18 protein-coding genes and 1 pseudogene are annotated in these 16,210 nt (G+C 71.0%); 5 read left to right on the forward strand and 14 right to left on the reverse strand.

Going from position 1 to position 16,210, the window contains the following annotated elements; all coding sequences use genetic code 11:
* Positions 1–237: 237 nt before the first annotated feature.
* Together ACFU6I_RS16420 and ACFU6I_RS16425 are read right to left on the reverse strand one after the other, a co-directional pair.
* Positions 238–1,179 carry a M48 family metalloprotease gene (locus ACFU6I_RS16420; RefSeq protein WP_384366489.1) on the reverse strand — a complete coding sequence of 314 codons (942 nt, stop codon included), beginning with the start codon at positions 1,177–1,179 and terminating at the stop codon, positions 238–240.
* Positions 1,176–1,565 (reverse strand): BlaI/MecI/CopY family transcriptional regulator, encoded by a 390-nt coding sequence (locus ACFU6I_RS16425; protein ID WP_384366577.1) that lies wholly within the window; start codon positions 1,563–1,565, stop codon positions 1,176–1,178. Before ACFU6I_RS16425 ends, ACFU6I_RS16420 begins: the two co-directional genes overlap by 4 nt.
* Before the next feature lie 239 nt (positions 1,566–1,804).
* Here ACFU6I_RS16425 and ACFU6I_RS16430 point away from each other — a divergent pair, with 239 nt between their 5' ends.
* The 4 genes from ACFU6I_RS16430 to ACFU6I_RS16445 are packed head-to-tail and all read left to right on the forward strand — an operon-like array spanning position 1,805 to position 4,904.
* Positions 1,805–2,449, forward strand: a complete 645-nt coding sequence (locus ACFU6I_RS16430) for a DedA family protein (RefSeq protein WP_384366580.1) — start codon at positions 1,805–1,807, stop codon at positions 2,447–2,449.
* Complete coding sequence (locus ACFU6I_RS16435; protein ID WP_384366492.1) at positions 2,449–3,051, forward strand: phosphatase PAP2 family protein; 603 nt, start codon at positions 2,449–2,451, stop codon at positions 3,049–3,051. The genes ACFU6I_RS16430 and ACFU6I_RS16435 overlap by 1 nt, the downstream gene beginning before the upstream one ends.
* Positions 3,048–3,743 carry a phosphatase PAP2 family protein gene (locus ACFU6I_RS16440; RefSeq protein ID WP_384366495.1) on the forward strand — a complete coding sequence of 232 codons (696 nt, stop codon included), beginning with the start codon at positions 3,048–3,050 and terminating at the stop codon, positions 3,741–3,743. Before ACFU6I_RS16435 ends, ACFU6I_RS16440 begins: the two co-directional genes overlap by 4 nt.
* 39 nt (positions 3,744–3,782) lie before the next feature.
* On the forward strand, positions 3,783–4,904 hold the full coding sequence (locus tag ACFU6I_RS16445; protein ID WP_384366498.1) for a bile acid:sodium symporter family protein: 1,122 nt from the start codon (positions 3,783–3,785) through the stop codon (positions 4,902–4,904).
* Positions 4,905–4,980: 76 nt separating this feature from the next.
* Here the strand turns inward: ACFU6I_RS16445 and ACFU6I_RS16450 are convergent, their stop codons facing one another.
* The 12 genes and pseudogenes from ACFU6I_RS16450 to ACFU6I_RS16505 all read right to left on the reverse strand — a co-directional run bounded on the left by ACFU6I_RS16450 (position 4,981) and on the right by ACFU6I_RS16505 (position 14,026).
* Positions 4,981–5,487 carry a DUF664 domain-containing protein gene (locus ACFU6I_RS16450; RefSeq protein WP_384366501.1) on the reverse strand — a complete coding sequence of 169 codons (507 nt, stop codon included), beginning with the start codon at positions 5,485–5,487 and terminating at the stop codon, positions 4,981–4,983.
* On the reverse strand, positions 5,484–5,684 hold the full coding sequence (locus tag ACFU6I_RS16455) for a VOC family protein (protein ID WP_384366504.1): 201 nt from the start codon (positions 5,682–5,684) through the stop codon (positions 5,484–5,486). The genes ACFU6I_RS16450 and ACFU6I_RS16455 overlap by 4 nt, the downstream gene beginning before the upstream one ends.
* Positions 5,685–5,826: 142 nt before the next feature.
* Complete coding sequence (locus ACFU6I_RS16460; RefSeq protein ID WP_384366507.1) at positions 5,827–6,570, reverse strand: class I SAM-dependent DNA methyltransferase; 744 nt, start codon at positions 6,568–6,570, stop codon at positions 5,827–5,829.
* Between the two features lie 234 nt (positions 6,571–6,804).
* Positions 6,805–8,292, reverse strand: coding sequence for an FG-GAP and VCBS repeat-containing protein (locus ACFU6I_RS16465; protein ID WP_384366510.1), 1,488 nt, complete (start codon positions 8,290–8,292; stop codon positions 6,805–6,807).
* A gap of 37 nt (positions 8,293–8,329) precedes the next feature.
* Positions 8,330–8,470 (reverse strand): hypothetical protein, encoded by a 141-nt coding sequence (locus ACFU6I_RS16470; protein WP_345510897.1) that lies wholly within the window; start codon positions 8,468–8,470, stop codon positions 8,330–8,332.
* A gap of 285 nt (positions 8,471–8,755) precedes the next feature.
* On the reverse strand, positions 8,756–9,097 hold the full coding sequence (locus ACFU6I_RS16475; protein WP_345510896.1) for a DUF6191 domain-containing protein: 342 nt from the start codon (positions 9,095–9,097) through the stop codon (positions 8,756–8,758).
* Between the two features lie 108 nt (positions 9,098–9,205).
* Positions 9,206–10,246 (reverse strand): NAD(P)-dependent alcohol dehydrogenase, encoded by a 1,041-nt coding sequence (locus ACFU6I_RS16480; protein WP_384366513.1) that lies wholly within the window; start codon positions 10,244–10,246, stop codon positions 9,206–9,208.
* A 57-nt stretch (positions 10,247–10,303) separates the two neighbouring features.
* Complete coding sequence (locus ACFU6I_RS16485) at positions 10,304–11,077, reverse strand: SDR family NAD(P)-dependent oxidoreductase (protein WP_384366516.1); 774 nt, start codon at positions 11,075–11,077, stop codon at positions 10,304–10,306.
* Positions 11,074–11,745 (reverse strand): TetR family transcriptional regulator, encoded by a 672-nt coding sequence (locus tag ACFU6I_RS16490; RefSeq protein WP_384366519.1) that lies wholly within the window; start codon positions 11,743–11,745, stop codon positions 11,074–11,076. Before ACFU6I_RS16490 ends, ACFU6I_RS16485 begins: the two co-directional genes overlap by 4 nt.
* A gap of 80 nt (positions 11,746–11,825) precedes the next feature.
* Positions 11,826–12,140: pseudogene (locus tag ACFU6I_RS16495) on the reverse strand (SpoIIE family protein phosphatase); the annotation flags it as partial.
* Positions 12,141–12,341: 201 nt separating this feature from the next.
* Positions 12,342–13,106: a GNAT family N-acetyltransferase gene (locus ACFU6I_RS16500; RefSeq protein ID WP_384366522.1), complete on the reverse strand. Its 765-nt coding sequence runs from the start codon at positions 13,104–13,106 to the stop codon at positions 12,342–12,344.
* A complete protein-coding gene (locus ACFU6I_RS16505) occupies positions 13,103–14,026 on the reverse strand; it encodes an NADP-dependent oxidoreductase (protein WP_384366525.1) in 924 nt (307 codons plus the stop codon). Before ACFU6I_RS16505 ends, ACFU6I_RS16500 begins: the two co-directional genes overlap by 4 nt.
* A gap of 501 nt (positions 14,027–14,527) precedes the next feature.
* Here ACFU6I_RS16505 and ACFU6I_RS16510 point away from each other — a divergent pair.
* On the forward strand, positions 14,528–16,192 hold the full coding sequence (locus ACFU6I_RS16510; protein WP_384366529.1) for an ABC transporter substrate-binding protein: 1,665 nt from the start codon (positions 14,528–14,530) through the stop codon (positions 16,190–16,192).
* The last annotated feature ends 18 nt before the right edge of the window (positions 16,193–16,210 follow it).

The following is a 16,210-nucleotide window of genomic DNA, read 5'->3' on the forward strand; positions in this document are numbered from 1 at the left end:
GACGACACTCGCTCGGTCTCGGGCCGTGCGCACCGTCGGCACGCCGAACCCGTGGGCGATGAAAGCACTCGACTTCGGATGCCCCGTCCGCCGAGCGGGTGGCGCGGTCCCGGCCCGCGATCTTGTAGAGGGCGAACGGGCACCGCGTGCCGCCGTGTCGCGACGCCCACGACGGCTGCCGACTTCTGAGGCGGACGGGAGAACGTGCGCCACGCACGCCGCAGGCGCCTCGCCCGGTCAGCGCTGCGGGACCTCGCCCTGTGCGACCTCGATACTGCTGTGCAGATCGTTCGTCGCTTCGAGTGCGGCGGCCCCGGACAGGATCAGGCAGGCCAGCAGCGCGGCCGCCGCGGTGCGGCCCACGCCCGGCCGGTGGGTGGCCCGGCCGAGCAGCGCCGCGACCCGGCGCGGAACTGGTCCCCCCGCCGCCGCGAGCGCCACACGGGGGCGCGCCCGCATCCCTTCCGCCGCCCGCGCGGCGAGCGCCGCGCGGCCGATCGCGCGCGCGGCGACCCGCCGGTCGCCGACAGCGACGGCCGCCGCCTCGTCGGCGCAGCGCTCCAGGGCGTAGCCCATGGGTGCGCGCAGCGAGCGCAGAGCGGGATGGCAGAGGGCGGCGAGCTCGGTAGCAGCGATGTAGAGGTGGTGGCGGCCCGTGAGATGGGCACGCTCGTGCGCGAGCAGAGCGTGCCGTTCGGCGGGGTTCAGGGCGCGCAGCATGCCGGTGGTGACGACGATCCGGCCGGGGCTGCCCGGGAGTGGAGGCAGCGCATAGGCGTCGGGGCGGCTGTCGCGCAGGACGGCCAGTTCACCGCTGGAGCATTCGGCCGACTGCCTGGCGCGCTGCAGCTCCACCCAGTGGCGGCGGGCGGTACGGATCACGGCGGCGGTGCAGCCGGCCAGCACGGCCAGGGCGGCAAGGGCGAGCGGGTCGGCCACGGCGGCGGGCGCGGAGGCGAGCGGCTTGACGAGTTCACCGACCGCGGCGACCGCGGACAGTTGGGTCGCGCCGGGCACCACCAGCAGCACCAGCGCGAGCGTGCTGCACAGGGCGAGACCCACGGCCGTCGAGGCAAGCAGCCGAACGGCACGCAGGGGCGCCAGGGCGTCCGCCAGACGGCGGGCGGCGGGAACCGCGACGAACGGCATGAGCAGCGGAACCCATACGGCGTACATCATGAGGCGTCTCCGTCGAGCAGCTCCCGGAGCAACTGCTCGTCCTCGTCGGTGAGCTGCGAGACGAATCGGGCCAGCACGGTGCTGCGGTCCTCTTCCTTCTGCAGTTCGCTGTGCATCCGGCGGGCGGTGAGGCCGGGCGCATCCTCGGTGGGGGTGTAGGCGAAGCCGCGCCCGGCGCGGGTGCGGGTGACCGTGCCCTTCTCGTACAGCCGGGTCAGGATCGTGGTGACGGTGGTGCGGGCGAGGGGCGCGCCGAGGGCGCCCTGCACCTGACCGGGGGTGAGCGGGGAGTCGGCCGCCCACAGCGCCGCGAGAACGGTGGATTCCAGCTCGCCGGCCGGTCGCCGTTCCGACGCCGAGGAGGGCTCGGGTGCCGGTCCGGGCACCGAAGCGGAGGCCTGGGCCGACTCGCTGCCCGGTCCAGAGGTCGGCTTGCCGTCCGCGCGAGAGGTCGGATCCTCGCTCGATATCCCCTGCACCTGGGACATGGGAACCCTCCTCCTGCGCCGAGCGTCTACAGTGACGTAGACCGTCTACATCACTGTAGTCAGTCGGGCGTCCCGTCGGTGCGCCCAGTCACCATTATGGGAGGCCTTACGCCGTGTCCGTATCCTCACTGGCAGCCATGCCGCAGGCGGTGAACCTGTTGGACGCAGGGTCGCTGCTCGCGACGTTCGGCGCGCTCGGCATCGCGGTCGTGCTGTTCGCGGAGACGGGGCTGCTCGTCGGATTCTTCCTCCCCGGCGACTCCCTGCTCTTCACAGCGGGGCTGCTGAGCGTGCCCGGCAACCACGGCGCGGTCCACCTCTCCTTGTCGCAGGTACTCATCGCTGCCGTGGTCGGCGCACTCCTCGGCGCCCAGACCGGGTACTGGATCGGGCGCCGCGGCGGCCGCGCCCTGCTGGCCCGGAGCCGGGCCAAGCAACTGCATGCGGGAGCCGCCCGCGCCGAGGAACTTCTCGAAAAGTACGGACACGCGCGCGCGATCGTGCTGGCGCGCTTCGTTCCTGTGGTGCGCACGGTGCTCAACCCGCTGGCCGGGGCACTCAACGTACCGGCCCGGCTCTTCACCATCTGGCAGATCGTCGGCGGACTGGTGTGGACCGTCGCGCTGGTGCTCGCCGGCTACGGGCTGGGGTCGTCGGTACCCAATGTCGACCGCTATCTGCTGCCGATCGTCGCCGTCGTGGTCATCGTCTCCCTGATCCCTCTCGCTGCCGAGCTGATGCGCTCGCGCGGCCGCCGCACCGCTGAAGGAGACCACAGCTGATGCTGCTCGCCTCTGCCGCCACCTCCCTCGACGGTGGCCTCTACACCTGGATCACCGAGCTCGCCCAGCGGTCCCCCGCCGCTCTGGACTCCACGATCCGGCTCTGGTCCGACTTCGGTCTCGCGCTCTTCGCCCTGCTGATGCTCGCCGCCTGGTGGCGGTCCCGCTCCGCCGCCCCCGCCCGCCTGGCAATGGCGCTCTGTGCGCCGCTGGTCGTGGTGGCCGCCTATGTGGCCAACGACCTGCTGAAGATGGCCGTCCATGAACAGCGGCCCTGCCAGACCCTGCATGCGGTCACGGTGGAAGCGTGCCCCCCGCTCGGCGACTGGTCCTTCCCCAGCAATCACGCCGCCATCGCCGCAGCCGCGGCGGTCGCGATCCTGCTCACCGACCGCCGGCTCGGTGCCATAGCTGTGCCCGCGGCTCTGCTGATGGCCGCGTCCCGGGTCTGGATCGGTGTGCACTATCCGCACGATGTGCTCATCGGGCTGGTCACCGGTGCGCTCGTGGCCTGGCTGCTCACCATTGCCGCCCGGCGCTTCGCCCCCGTCGTGGTGCGGCTGCGCGAGACCAGGCTGCGCCCTCTCGTGGCGGCGCGGTGACCAAGGACGCGACGGCCGGTCACCGGTCCGTTGCGGGCCCGGTCGACCCCTGTATCCGTACGGCGCTCGGGGCCGCACTGATCGGGTTCATCGGTCTCCTCGGCCTGACGGTGGTGGTCCTGACGGCCCGGCACGGGGCCGTGCTGCCCGTCGATCGGGCTGCGCACGCATGGTCCCTGCACCATCGGCCCTCCGCCTTGGTCACCGTGGCCAGGGCGGTCACGGCGACGGGCACGGGCGTGTTCCCGTACGCCGCCGCGGTGGCAGCCGGGCTGATCGCGGGCCGGAACCCGCGTCGCCGTCTGGGGTACGCGACAGGCGCTCTGGCCTTCCTGTTGCTGGGGCAGGCGCTGCGCTACGGGCTGATGGAAGCGATCAACCGGTCCCGCCCGCCGGTGGGCGACTGGGCGACGCACGCCTCCGGGTTCGCCTTCCCGTCCGGGCACGCGACGACGTCCGCGCTCATGGCGGGACTCCTGGTGGCGGCAATCGGCCACCGGGCGTACGGGAGCCGGGCCGGCCGCGTCGCCGCCGCCCTGGCCGGCTGCTGGGCCGCGGCCGTCGGGCTGAGCCGGGTTCTGCTCGGGGTGCACTGGGTGACCGACGTGGTGGCCGGCTGGCTGTTCGCCGCCTTCTGGCTGGGGCTCGGGGCCGCGCTGATACGGACGGCACTGCCCGCACACCGCAGGTGACCCGCCGGTCCCGCTCCCCCCTCACAGAGGTCCAGTGCGATGCCCCGTCCACCGGTCGGGCCCCTCGTCCGATCCGTCCACGTCAAGCGCCCGCCCGCCGTCACGCGTGCGCTCGGGTTCCTTCAGCGCCGGCTGACCTGGGCGATGGTGGCCGCCTACGCCGCCGCAGCCCTCTTACCGCAGGCCGGTCTCGCCATCCGGCAGCTGGATGTCGGCGTGGTGTCCGCACCCGGCGGGGCCCGTACGCCACTCACACTGCCGTCGCTCCTCCTCGCCTGGCTGCTCTTCACCGCGGCATTACGGGTGCCCGCCCGGGATCTGCCGCGACTCCTGCGCCGACCGCTGCCCCTGCTGGTCGGAACTTTCGCCAATACGCTGATCCCGCTCGCACTGCTTCCGTGCATGGCGGTGGCGCTCGGGCGGCTCCCCGACACGGACGGCTGCAGCGGGCTCCTCACGGGACTGGCCCTGGTGGGCGCCATGCCGGTTGCGGGCGGCGCCACGGTCTGGGGAAGCCGGGCAGGCGGCAACCAGTCGCTGATCGTCGGTATCGTCCTGACCTCCACCCTTCTGAGCCCGTTCACCATCCCGCTGACACTCTCGGCCGCCTCGATGGTGACGGTCGGCCACTACGCACAGGACCTGTCGAGGCTGGCCGCGGTGAACGGCGGGGCGTTCGCGGTGATCGGCGTGATCGTGCCGTGTGTCGCCGGGCTCCTCGTCCAGCAGGTACTGCCCGCCGGAGCGCTCGCCCGGCATCTGCCGTGCATCGGGCTGCTCGGGCTGGTCGACGCACTGCTGCTCACCTACAGCAATGCGTCGGGCGCGCTGGGCGGGTTCCTGCTGAACCCACGGCCCGCACTGCTGGTGGCGTCGGTGGTCGTGGCGGCTGTGCTGTGTGCGGCGTCGTTCGCGATCGGCTGGTGCCTGGCCCGTACGGTACGGGCCGACCCGGCCGACACCGTGGCAATCACGCTCACCTGCGGGATGAACAACAGCAGCGCCGGTGCGGTGCTGGCTGCGACGAACCTTTCCGGCAGCCCTCACGTGCTGCTGCCGGTCCTCGCGTACAGCCTGCTCCAGAAATGCGGTGCCGGTCTGGCCGACTCGATGCTGCGCCGCAGGACCGCCGCGCCCGAAGCCATAGAGGCTGTTCCGTAGCTCTCCCTACGCCTCTCGGGTGTCGAAAGGTCCAGGGAGGTGAGGGGTGGCCGACTTCCGTGTCAGGAGCAGCCGGCTATGTCAGGACCATCCAACGTCGTCCATCGATGAGCTCTCGTGCCGCGTCGAGGTGGCCGGCATGGCACGCGGTCTCGGTGATGACATGGAGCAGGACGTCCCGAAGGGTGTGCAGGTGCGGTTCGCCGAAGAGGTGGTGGGGCCACCAGACCAACGGCGTGTCCGCCGCCGCGGCTGAGACGACGGCGTCTGCGAGTTCTGTCTCCGTGCGGTACTGATGGAGGATGCTTTCGGCCGGCGTGTCGGACGCCACCTGCCAGGCGTCCTCCATGTCGTCCAGGGTGTCGATGACGTTCTTGTCGCCGACGAAGACGGCTCGGAACCAGAACCGCTCGACATCGAGTGCCAGGTGCTGGACAAGTCCCAGACAGCTCCACCCGGACGGCAACACGGGCCTGTGCAGCGCATCGGCTTCAAGCCCGTCGAGGATCCCCAGCACATGGCGGCGCTGCCCGTTCAGGAAGGACAGGAGCGTCCGGATCTCCGTATCCGGCGCCGCGGTCACGGGGCGATCTCCCGAATGTGACCGCCGGGGGCACGAAACCCGGCAGTGCGTAGCCCCCGCGGTTGGCCCATCGGGCCGTTCAGCGGTGTCACGCCGCGGGCGGACGACTCCGTGCCCATCGCGTCCACGTGGTCCACGGACAGGGTGATGGCGCTGACGTCCCTGGGCCACGCGTGATTGTTCGTCTTGTCGGTCACGGCTACAGAGGATCTCCGAATGGGTACTGCCGTGTACAGGGGGTGGGCTGGTGATTCTCCCGCGAGGATCCGGGCCTGCCCGGTCAGGGCGGGGTCGACGGGCCACCGACTGCGGCGCGCCGCCATTCCGGACTGTGCGAAGCTACCGGTTCGGCGGGATTCGGTAGACGGAGACGTGAGAACGCGACTCGGCAGTGAACGGGGCGCCGTCCCAGTCCGCGTGCCTGGTCTCCAGCTCGAATCCGGCCAGCTGAGCCATGAGGTCGAGTTCGGCAGGCCAGATGTAGCGGTGCGGGCTGCGGAACAGCTGGGCCTGCTTCGTGTCGTCGAACGAGAAATGGTGCGACACGACGTGCTGGCGCAGGACGTCGTAGGTGTCCAAACCGATGTAGCCGGGCTCGGAATTCCAGACGGTGGCCGTCTGGCCCGGTGGGAGCTTACGCAGCTCGGGCACCCAGAGCTCGATCACGAACCGACCACCGGGCGTGAGGTGGCGGGCAGCGTTGCGGAAGCACTCGACCTGTTCGGCTTGGGTGAGCAGATTGGAAATGGTGTTGTAGACGAGGTAGACGAGTGTGTAGTTCCCAGGGGCCACGGAAGTCGCCATGTCACCGACGATCACGGGAATGGTCGCTTCGTCCACCTTGGTTCGCAGTTGATGGAGCATCGGAAGCGACAACTCGATGCCGGTGACGGGGACTCCTCGCTCGACGAGCGGTACGGCCACCCGGCCGGTCCCGATGGCGAACTCAAGCGCTGCTCCGCCGCCTGCGAGCTCAGCGAGGCGGTTCACGGTCGGCCCCAGGATCTCGGGGGCGAACATGCCTGTGCCGGGTGTGTCATAGCGCTGGGCAGCGTCGCCGTCCCAGATTCCCTCCTGCTCCATGCCTCCAACGTTCGTCGCCCGGCCCGTGCGATGTCCAGTGATTTTGTGGCACTGCCGGCATAGGGCCCGGAAGCCCTGTCCGTCCGATCTTCGTGGGCCGGCGACGTCCGGCACGGCACCTCGCCGCGTTGCCGGACTCGCCGAAGCAAGGCCGAGTACGAGGACGATCCTCCGCCTTGCGATGCACCGCATCCGACGCCGCGCGCTGATCCACCAGGGATTACGGGACAGCCCTTAGTTGAACGTCGAGCCGAGCTGCGCGCGCGTCGGGACCGTGCCGAGCGTGCCCGCGCCGAAGGTGAACGAACCGGTTGGCGTCACCCCGGAGAAAGTGGACTTGAACACCCACACCGAGCCGGCGTCGGCGTTCTCGCCGGGCGCGCCGACGATCAGCTCGGCGCGACCGTCGGCGTTGGTGTCGACCAGTTCGGCGGCCGCCCCGAAGCGGTCGTTGTTCTCCGCGACGCCGGGTACCCCCGTGGTGTCCTGCGAGTAGCTCTTGGCTCCCGTGCCGGTGAGGCCGAAGGCCGTACCGCGCAGGGTGACGACCGAGCCTGCCTGGCTCCTGCCGTCGAAGTCCTCACCCGGAACGCCGATCGACACGTCCTCGTAACCGTCGCCGTCGATATCGGCGACCTGGACGGATTCACCGAATGCGTCGTTGTTCTCGGCGACACCCGGGATGCCGGCACTGTCCTGGTTGAAGACCTTCGCCCGAGTACCGACCGGGCCCGATCTGCTGCCCGGGACGTAGGTGACCATGCCGCCGTTGGCGGTCGGTATCTCCACGTCGCTGTCGTAGCCGTCGACCGCCCGCCCCACGACGATGTCCTCGATGCCGTCGTTGTTCACATCGCCGATGTCGAGGCTCTCGCCGCCCTGGAGCCGGCGGCCGTTCGCGGCTTTGACCGAAACGGGTCCGGTCAGTCCCGCTCTCGTGCCCGTCCAGTAGCGGATGTGCCGCCAGTCGTACTCGTCGACGGAGTTGACCACCGCGGCAAGGTCGGTCACCCCGTCGCCGTTGATGTCGCCCGTGGCCAGATCCAGGAGTCGCATGTCTTCCGTGTCGGTGATCCGGACCGTGCCCCGCGCGGAGCCGTCGCGGCCGAACAGCCCGGACAGCACGCGCAGATTCAGGTAGTTCTCGACGCCGACGACGTCCAGGGCGCCGTCCCCGTCGAAGTCCCCGGCCCTGACCGTGCGGCCGAGTCTGTCGTAGGCCCCGTCGCCGAGAGCCAGTGTCACGGAACCGGAACCCGACAGCCCCTTGGCGCCGCCCCAGATCACCGCGAGCGAGCCCGCGTCGGTGACGGTGCCGACATCCTCGCCGGAGGCACCGACGACCAGATCGGCGTACCCGTCGCCGTCCAGATCACCGGTGGTGACCGAACTTCCGTACGCGTCCCCGGCCTCGGCAACGCCGGGGATGCCGGCGCTGTCCTGGTGGAACACCTGCTTGGTCGAGACCTTCAGGCCCGTCGGCGAGCCGTACATCACGGCCACATATCCGGCCTTCGCCTTGCCGCCGACGGTCGCCGAGGGCACGGGGACCACCGCATCGGAGTATCCGTCGCCGTTGAAGTCGTCCGGGAGTTCCACGACGGGGGCGGCCCGGCCTATCGCGATCCCCTGCGCGTGCGCGATCACAGGGGCGGTCATGGCGCTGCTCACCGCGAGCGCGGTGGCGATTCCGAGGTTCCATCGCAGTGCACGTCTGTTCATGTCACTCCCAGTGCTCTGTCGCAGTGCTGCGTCGGGGTCAGTGGGTGAAGGCCGCGCCGGAGCGGGCCGGGGCCGTGTTCATGTCGACCGTGCCGCCGGCGAGCGAGAAGGAGCGGGCGGTGATGCCGGAGGCGGTGGAGCGGAATTCCCGGACCGCAGCAAACAAGACCGGCAGCATGGGCAAACGGTTGTACCGCCCCGGCACCTGACGTGCGGCCACCGCCGCCGCGCAGCCGGGCCTCCCCACGGCCGTGGCCCCTGACAGGCGCGGCGCTGAGCTCCTCCAAAGCGGAGCGTGGCCCGAACACGCCTGGCTAAAGGGGAGCGTGGCCCCGAACACGCCTGCCCGGCGCGGGGCCTGACGGCGCAGGGCCTCCTGCAACTCGGTACAGATGTCACTTCGGATCATCCGCTGAGATCACCCCGTCCATCCCCCAGCGGCCACACCCGTACGGGACAGCCTTCAGAGCGTGCCGGAGCCCTGCGAGGGGGTGGCCGCCGGAGGGCGGATGACGGCTCGACCGCCGTCGAGGTCGACAGTGGAGCGGTTCGGCGGGGCGCCGTCCTCCTCGTCGTCACGGAGCAGCAGGGCACTCTGGCGCTCCTTGAGTTCGCTCTGCTTGCCCGGCGAGAAGGTCGCGTGCAGCTGCTCGAATCCGGTCGCCGACACCTGGCCCCGGCGCCCGCTGTTGCGCCACGGCAACACCCCCGCCCGCCCGGCCCGCAGCATCAGCTGGTCGACGAACGCGACCAGAGTCAGCCCGATCACCAGTCCGGGCAGCGTCATGAGTGCCACGAATTCCATCTGGCGAGTATCGCCGAAGCACCGGGCGTACGCATCCCTCCGGAGCACGGGCGTGCGGGCCGTCGCCTGTCGGCGACGGCCCGCAATACCTCTGTACCGCTGGAGAAGTCAGCCGTTGGGGAGGATGACCGCGCGGCCGTTGATCTTGCCGTGGTGCAGCCGCTCGTACGCCAGCGGCGCCTCGTCCAGGGTGTACGTCTCGACGTGGACCTCGACCGCCCCCGCACGGGCCAGGTCGAGGACCTCGGCGAGCTCGGAGCGCGATCCCCAGTACGGGGAGGTCACCGTCGTCCCGTAGGGCAGGGACCCGAAGCCGACCGGGAGGGCGCCGCCGCCGATGCCGACGATGGTGACGTCGCCGTCGATCGCGGCCGCCGCACCCGCCGTGGTGACCGTGGGAGGTGCCCCCACGAAGTCGAGGACGACCTGCGCGCCGACGCCGCCGGTCAGTTCGCGGACCTTGGCCGCGGCGTGCTCGTCGGAGAGAACGGTCTCGTGGGCGCCGACGGTGCGGGCGAGGGCAAGCTTCTCCTCCGTGACGTCGAGGGCGATGACGCGGACGGCCGTCATGGCGCGCAACAGCTGGATCGCCACGTGGCCGAGACCGCCGGTGCCGATGACGACGGCGGTGGCGCCGGGCACCAGCTTGGGGAGGGACCGCTTGATCGCGTGGTAGGGGGTGAGCCCCGCGTCGGTGAGCGGCACTGCCTGCACGGGGTCGAGTCCGCCGAGCGGCACCAGGTGACGCGGATCATCGACGATCATGTACTCGGCCATGGCCCCCGGCGAGCCGAGTCCGGGCGGCGTGATGCCGAGCTCCTTCGCGCGCAGGCAGTAGTTCTCCTTGCCCTCGGCGCACTTGACGCACGTGCCGCAGCCCCAGGGGCCGTAGACCGCGACGGACTCGCCGACCGAGAGACCGGTGACGCCGTCGCCGAGGGCGGCGACGGTGCCGACGCCCTCGTGGCCGAGAGTGAGCGGCAACGGGAAGGGGATCTGGTCGGCGGGCCAGCTCATCACCGCGATGTCGGAATGGCAGACGCCTGCGGCGGTGACCTTCAGCAGGACCTGGCCGGGTCCGGGCTCCGGGTCGGGCACGGTGACGACCTCGGGGGCGGCGCCGACGGTGCGGTACTGGACGGCTTTCATGGGGTTCTCCTCGCTCTCACTTCAAAATTTCCGGCCCCCGTGTCCATCGTCCGCGATTCAGGACGCGGAGTAGCCGCCGTCCACCAGGTGGTAGCTGCCGTGGATGAAGGAGGCGCGGTCGGAGAGCAGGAACGCGGCGAGTTCGGCGACCTCCTCCGCGGCGCCGAGGCGTCCGGCCGGGTGCAGGGAGATGAGGTGGTCGCGGGCCGGGCCTTCGGTGTTGCGCAGCAGGGGCGTGTCGATGAAGCCGGGACCGACGGCGTTGATCCGGACGTTCTGTGCCGCGTATTCGAGGGCCGCCGTCTTGGTGAGACCGACGACGCCGTGCTTGGCGGCGACATAGGCGGGGGATCCGGCGAAGCCGTTGGTACCGAGGATCGACGACATGTTGACCACGGCGCCGCCGCCCGCGGCGACGATGGCGGGGAGTTCGTACCGCAGGGAGTAGAACACTCCGCTGAGGTTGGTGGCGACGACCCGGTTCCAGTCCTCGACGGCGTAATCACCGGTCGGGGCGCTCGGGCCGCCGATGCCCGCGTTGTTGACGGCGAGGTGCAGGGCCCCGAACGTGTCGCCGGCGAACTGCACGCCCGCTTCCACGGAGGAGGGGTCGGTCACGTCCATGGCGACGGCGGCTGCCTTCGCGCCGGCGCCTTCGAGTTCGGCGACGGCCTTGCGGGCGTTCTCCTCGTCGTAGTCGGCGACGACGACGGCCGCGCCGCCCGCTGCCAGACGGTGGGCCAGCGCCAGTCCGATTCCGGAGGCGCCGCCGGTGATGAGGGCGGTCCGGCCGGCGAACTCCTGGTCGGCGGGGGTGAGAGAGAGGCTCATGATGGTGCGTTTCCTTCCGTGGTGCTGTGTGGCGCCGGCTCGGCGGGACCCTGTGCGAGCAGTTCTCCGCCGAGGGCGTCGAAGGCCTGCCCGACCAGTCGGGGCAGGGCGTCCGGCTGTCCGCCGCGGACCCAGGCGGCCTGGGCTGCGAGGAGCGCCCCTGCGCCGGCGGCGACTGCGACGGCAGGACGGATGTCCAGCCGTGGGTCGACACCGAGCCGCTCCGCGACGATGGCGACCGAGTCCTCCTGGGCGTCCACCCGGATGTGGTGGAACGCCGCGTAGAGGGTCGGCTCCTCCTCGGCGACGACCAGCAGGTCGAAGATCCGGGGGCGCCGGTGCCAGGCCTGTGCCTCGGGTTCTTCGAGCCAGTCGAGGACGGCGCGGCGGTAGGCGGTGAGCGGGGGTTCGTCGGCGGGGCGGGCGCGCAGGGCGTCATTGATCCGGTCGCCGTCGCCCCGGAGCGAGTCCAGGACTGCGGCTTCCTTGCTCGTGAAGTACCGGCTGAAGGTGCGCCGGTCGACGTCCGCGTGTTCCGCGATCTCCTCGACCGTCACGTTCCTCAGACCGCGGTCGAGTACGAGCTCGAAAGCGGCCTGCGCCAGTGAGTCCCGGGTGCGACGGGCCTTGCGGCTCCGCCTCTCCGGGGTCTTCCGTTCCGGATTCATAGCTGCACGGTACACCTATAAATGTCCCAGCGCGACATGAGTCTCGCCGGGACATTCGGATATCGGGTCTCGCCTGCCCGTCACCACTCACTGAAGGTCTGTGCGGCCCTCCGGGCGCCCTGCCCGGACATCGCCCCGGGCTGTCGGCGACGGTTACCGGTCGGCGCCTTGCGCAGGGCCGGCATCGCGATGTCATTGCGTCGTACGCCGCCGGAGAAGGCCTCCAGGTCGGCATGGAGCGCGTCCAGCACGTCACTCGGTCCGTACCCGGCCCAGCGGCCGAGCCGGGTGTCCAGCGGGTAGAAGGCGCCAGAGGCGTCGCGGGCCTCGGTCACTCCGTCGGTGAATGCCAGAAGCGTCGCACCGGCCGGGAAGTCGAACTGCTCCGCGCCGCGCGCCTATGGAGTGCGACGGCCGCGGAGCGTCCACCCGGATCGGACAGCGGCCGCACGGGGCCAACGGCCTCAGAGGCAGGGCCGAAGATCCTCGGCCGGGGTCTGCCGGTGGTGTGCGGTCCAGAAGTCCCGGGCCGAAGGTCCCGTGGCTCCGGCCGCAGGACCTCCGCCACCCGGCAGGGAGGAGAGACGGCTCACACGTCAGTGCAGGGCCGCCACCTGCCCGCCGCCCGTACCACCGGTGCGTCCGGAGACCGGCAGCTGCCGCGGCACGACAGCGGAGAGGAACGACGTCCGGCGGCGGAGCCGGAAACCCAGGGACTCGTAGAGCCTGATCGCGTTCGTGTTGGTCGCGGAGGCATGCAGGAACGGGATGTCGCCGCGCTCCCTGATCTCGTGCGCGACGGCGAGGACGAGCCGGCCCGCGAATCCCTGGCCTCGTGCGGACTCGTCGGTGCAGACACCGCTGATCTCGCTGTAGCCGGTCGGGCGCAGCCGCTCCCCGGCCATCGCGACGAGTGCCCCTTCGCGCCGGATGCCGAGGTAGGTGCCGAGCTCGACGGTGCGCGGCAGGAACGGTCCGGGGCGGGTGCGTTCGACCAGGTCGAGCATCTCCGGCACATCGGCCGGACCCAGGCGGACGGCCTCCGGATCCGGGGCTGCCGCCAGTCCGGCATCGACCAGCTGGACGCCCTCGGCGTGAAAGGTGATCTCCCAGTCGCCGGGCGGCGGTTCGCGCAGGGCGGTGAGGGTGAGCGATGCACCGGGCCCGGCGAGGGCGGCGGCGTCGGCCCAGTCGTCGGCATCCGGGGTGTCCGGAAGCGCGAGCCAGGGCGCCACATCGGTGGGGTAGCGCAGGACGCGGCCCCGGCGTTCGGCGAAGTGGGCGTGCGGTCCGGTCAGCGAGGCGCGGGCCGGGTTGTCGAGCGGGTGCCCGGACGCGGTGGTGGGGTGCGGAGCGCTCATGCGGCAGCCACCTCGATCACGATCTTGCCACGGGTGTGTCCGCTCTCCACCGCACGCAGCGCGGCGGCCGCCTCGTCGAGCGGAAAGGTCTGTGTCACGTAGGTCGTGAAGGCTCCGTCGACGACGAGGCGTGCCACCTCGTCGAGTACGGCTGCGGTACGGGCGCGGGCGACGGCCGCCCCACCGAGCTCGACGGCCAGCGGTTTGCCTCCGGCGCTGATCAGCCGCTTCCGGTCCGTGACGAGTTCGGCCACAGCCCGCAGGTCGTCGCCGCCGACGAGGTCGTAGACGGCGTCGATGCCGTCCGGTGCTGCTACCCGTACGCGTTCGGCGACGCCGGGGCCGGACGGGACGTGCACGGCGCCGAGCGATTCGACGAAGTCCTTCTTGGCCTCGCTCGACGTGCCGACGACCCGCAGGCCGAAGTGGCGAGCAAGCTGTACGGCGACCACGCCGACGCCTCCTCCGGCACCGGTGATCAGCAGTGTCGAACCCGGCTCGAGGTCCAGCTGGCGGAGACCGTCGTACGCGGTGGCGGCCGCGACCGGCAGGACGGCCGCCTCCGTGAACGGCAGGCTGTCGGGCTTGTGGGCGGTCACCGAGACGGGCAGCAGTGCATACTCGGCGTACCCACCGCTCAGCGGGTTGCCGAAGACGGCGTCCCCGACCTCGAACCCCTCGACTCCGGGGCCGACCCGCTCGACGGTCCCGGCCACCTCGCTGCCGAACACGGCGGGGAACTCCGGCGCCGTGCTGCCGGGCCGGAGGTACCCGTCGCGGAGCTTCCAGTCGACGGGGTTCACTCCGGCCGCCCGGACCGCGACCAGGAGCTCCCCGGGCCCAGGGGTCGGTGCCTCCTGCTCGACGAAGGCTTCCACCTCAGGTCCGCCGTTGCGGGTGAATACGTACGCCTTGGGCATGAGCTCCCTCGCTCCGGTTCATGGCATCGGCTGTCGGCACCGCCACCGTGGGTTGCAGCAACGAAAAGTCCATTCGGCATGCACGTATTCCCGGGGTGCCGGAGTGTTCACAGGGCCGCAACGATTCCGGATCGAGCTGCATAGGAGCAGGTCGGAGCCGTCCCGCGGGCCGGACAGGCGGCACCCGGGGCGTCCGGATGCGGCGGACCCGCCAGTGCGGTCGTCCCGGATCCCGACCGCCGATCAACATCCGTCATGCGACGGGGCCGAGTACATCGAGCGGGTTCCCGAACCGGTACGCCGACCGTTGCCCAGCCACCGGCCCTCGATCGGCACTCCCTTTCACTGCCTTTTTTTGATGGTTTCTCAGTGATTGAACCCTGCCAGGTGTCCACGACCCGGACGTTCCTGCGCCACCCTTTGACGCCTCCCCAGCATTCGTATACCGTCCCCGCCCAGTTGGGCAGTTCTAGTGGACAGTCGCGAGATGGGTGGTTCCCGATGACATCGGAACCGGGTGGAGACTTCAGCCGACGGCGCCTCCTTCGGCTCGCCGGCGCAGGGATGGGCGTGCTCGCCGCGTCCGGTGTGCTCGCCGCCTGTGCACCCCAGCCGGCCGACGGTTCCCCCAAGGGCGGTGGCACCGACACACAGGGCTCGGGTGCTCGGGCGCAGGGCGCCGACGTGCCGATCGACCAGCTCACCATCGCTCTGCCCTCCTCCGTCTCCACCCTCGATGTGGGCCGCGAGTCGGGCGTGCTCAACTACATGGTCGCGGTGCTGGCCCAGGAATCGCTGCTCTCCGTCGCCCCGTCCGGCGAACTGAAGCCGGGGCTCGCCGCGTCCTGGAAGCAGCCCGATGCCCGGACATACGTCTACACACTCCGCCGTGGTGTGACGTTCACCGACGGCACCCCGTTCACCGCGGACGACGTGGTCGCCTCCATCGAGGCCATCCGCGACCCGAAGAACGGCTCGGCACTCTCGTACGCCTACGCGGGTGTGCAGTCGGTGAAGTCCACCGGCGACCACGAGGTGACCATCCGGCTGAAGGCGCCGGACGCGATGTTCGCCTGGACGACCACGGCAGGCGGACTGCTCATCAGCAGCAGGGCGTTCCTGACCCGGAACCGGGGCAAGATCGGTACGGCTGCCGCACTGCTGCTCGGCACCGGCCCGTACAAGGTCACCGAGTTCGCCGCCGACGACCATGTGCTGCTGGAGCGCAACGACGCCTGGTGGGGCGAGAAGCCCGCCGTCCAGAAGCTCAAGCTCTCCTTCGTCCCGGACGCCGGAACCCGTCTGGTCGCGATGAAGTCCGGTGCCGTGGACGGCGCGCTGAACCTCCCGTCCGACGAGGCCCGCAGCTGGGAGTCGGCCGCCCGCGTCACGTACACCGGCGACCGGTCGGTGGTGTCGCTGGCCTTCGACACGGCCAAGGCCCCGTTCGACGACCTTCACGTGCGGCGCGCAGTGGCCCATGCCACCGACCGCGAGGGCATGGTGAAGGGCATCCTGCACGGCAGGGCCGAGGTCGCCGCCGCGCTGCCCTCGCGCGACATGTGGGGCGATCTGATGCCGGCGGACGAGGTCCGCTCCGGCTACGACGCGATCCCCGTCCTGTCGTTCGACATGGAGGCCGCCCGCAAGGAGCTGGCCAAGTCCTCGGCGAAGGACGGCTTCACGGCGGAGCTGCACTATCCGAACAGTGGTCCGCAGCTGGGCAAGGCGGCGCTCGCACTCGCCGCGTCGCTCAAGAAGATCGGCATCACGCTGAACGTCAAGGAGATCACCCTCGAGCAGTGGGTGGCGGAGCTCGGCTCCGGCAAGCAGCCGCTGCAGTTCCTGTGGTACTTCCCCGTCACCGGCGACCCGGCCGAGCTGGCCGACCCCTATCTCCATGCCGCCGCGACGGCGACGGACATCGCGCACTACGACAACGCGGCCGTCAACACCGCGCTGGACACCGCCAAGTCGGCCACCGACAGGGACGTCCGCGGCCGGGAGCTCATGGAGGCGCTGCAGACGGCGGGAGCCGACCTGCCGTATCTCCCGCTGTGGTGGGCACAGACCGCGAGCGCGCTCGCCAAGGACTTCGTGCTTCTGGAGCAGGGGCCGTTCGCGTTCATCGGCCCATGGGCCACCAGGATCCGCAAGGCCGCCTGAGCACCCCGACGCCCCCCG

This window comes from Streptomyces sp. NPDC057486 (genome assembly GCF_042802415.1).
Taxonomy (GTDB): Bacteria; Actinomycetota; Actinomycetes; order Streptomycetales; family Streptomycetaceae; genus Streptomyces; species Streptomyces yanii.

Excerpts from the sequence above, each read along its gene's own strand:
- ACFU6I_RS16420 (WP_384366489.1), bottom strand. The coding sequence starts at position 1,179 with ATGATGTACGCCGTATGGGTTCCGCTGCTCATGCCGTTCGTCGCGGTT.
- ACFU6I_RS16430 (WP_384366580.1), top strand. The coding sequence starts at position 1,805 with ATGCCGCAGGCGGTGAACCTGTTGGACGCAGGGTCGCTGCTCGCGACG.
- ACFU6I_RS16435 (WP_384366492.1), top strand. The coding sequence starts at position 2,449 with ATGCTGCTCGCCTCTGCCGCCACCTCCCTCGACGGTGGCCTCTACACC.
- ACFU6I_RS16445 (WP_384366498.1), top strand. The coding sequence starts at position 3,783 with ATGCCCCGTCCACCGGTCGGGCCCCTCGTCCGATCCGTCCACGTCAAG.
- ACFU6I_RS16460 (WP_384366507.1), bottom strand. The coding sequence starts at position 6,570 with ATGGAGCAGGAGGGAATCTGGGACGGCGACGCTGCCCAGCGCTATGAC.
- ACFU6I_RS16465 (WP_384366510.1), bottom strand. The coding sequence starts at position 8,292 with ATGAACAGACGTGCACTGCGATGGAACCTCGGAATCGCCACCGCGCTC.
- ACFU6I_RS16470 (WP_345510897.1), bottom strand. The coding sequence starts at position 8,470 with ATGCTGCCGGTCTTGTTTGCTGCGGTCCGGGAATTCCGCTCCACCGCC.
- ACFU6I_RS16475 (WP_345510896.1), bottom strand. The coding sequence starts at position 9,097 with ATGGAATTCGTGGCACTCATGACGCTGCCCGGACTGGTGATCGGGCTG.
- ACFU6I_RS16480 (WP_384366513.1), bottom strand. The coding sequence starts at position 10,246 with ATGAAAGCCGTCCAGTACCGCACCGTCGGCGCCGCCCCCGAGGTCGTC.
- ACFU6I_RS16485 (WP_384366516.1), bottom strand. The coding sequence starts at position 11,077 with ATGAGCCTCTCTCTCACCCCCGCCGACCAGGAGTTCGCCGGCCGGACC.
- ACFU6I_RS16490 (WP_384366519.1), bottom strand. The coding sequence starts at position 11,745 with ATGAATCCGGAACGGAAGACCCCGGAGAGGCGGAGCCGCAAGGCCCGT.
- ACFU6I_RS16500 (WP_384366522.1), bottom strand. The coding sequence starts at position 13,106 with ATGAGCGCTCCGCACCCCACCACCGCGTCCGGGCACCCGCTCGACAAC.
- ACFU6I_RS16505 (WP_384366525.1), bottom strand. The coding sequence starts at position 14,026 with ATGCCCAAGGCGTACGTATTCACCCGCAACGGCGGACCTGAGGTGGAA.
- ACFU6I_RS16510 (WP_384366529.1), top strand. The coding sequence starts at position 14,528 with ATGACATCGGAACCGGGTGGAGACTTCAGCCGACGGCGCCTCCTTCGG.